The sequence below is a fragment of the Pseudomonas putida genome (genome assembly GCF_028682635.1).
Lineage (GTDB): Bacteria > Pseudomonadota > Gammaproteobacteria > Pseudomonadales > Pseudomonadaceae > Aquipseudomonas > Aquipseudomonas putida_AE.
This window is the reverse complement of record NZ_JANHLK010000081.1, coordinates 1-722: the sequence shown is the minus strand read 5'-3', so window position 1 is coordinate 722 and position 722 is coordinate 1. Positions and strand designations below refer to the sequence as shown.

Sequence of the window (722 nt, the reverse complement as noted above, 5' to 3'; positions counted from 1 at the left end):
GTCGGCAGCCCGCTGGTCACCCACCCGAAAGTGCGCATGGTGTCGCTGACCGGCTCGATCGCCACCGGCTCGAACATCATTTCCAGCACCGCCGACAGCGTCAAGCGCATGCACATGGAACTGGGCGGCAAGGCCCCGGTGATCATCTTCGACGACGCCGACATCGACGCCGCGGTGGAAGGCATCCGCACCTTCGGTTTCTATAACGCCGGCCAGGACTGCACCGCCGCCTGCCGCATCTATGCCCAGGAAGGCATCTACGACAAGTTCGTGGAAAAACTCGGCGCGGCGGTCAGCAGCATCAAGTACGGCTTGCAGGACGATCCGGCGACCGAGCTCGGCCCGCTGATCACCGCGCAGCACCGCGACCGCGTGGCCGGCTTCGTCGAGCGCGCCGTGGCGCAGCCGCACATCCGCCTGATCACCGGCGGTAAAGCGGTGGACGGCAATGGCTTCTTCTTCGAACCGACGGTGTTGGCCGATGCTCAGCAGGACGACGAAATCGTGCGGCGCGAAGTGTTCGGGCCAGTGGTGTCGGTGACCAGATTCACCGATGAGGCGCAGGTGCTGGGCTGGGCCAACGACTCGGACTACGGCCTGGCGTCATCGGTATGGACCGCCGACGTCGGTCGTGCGCATCGCCTGTCGGCGCGCTTGCAGTACGGCTGCACCTGGGTGAATACGCACTTCATGCTGGTCAGCGAAATGCCCCATGGCGGGCA

1 protein-coding gene is annotated in these 722 nt (G+C 65.4%); it reads left to right on the top strand.

Features of this window, described 5'->3' with window-relative positions; genetic code table 11:
- Nucleotides 1–722: aldehyde dehydrogenase family protein (locus NPS56_RS30950; protein WP_274078168.1), on the top strand; the 722-nt coding region annotated here is incomplete at both ends.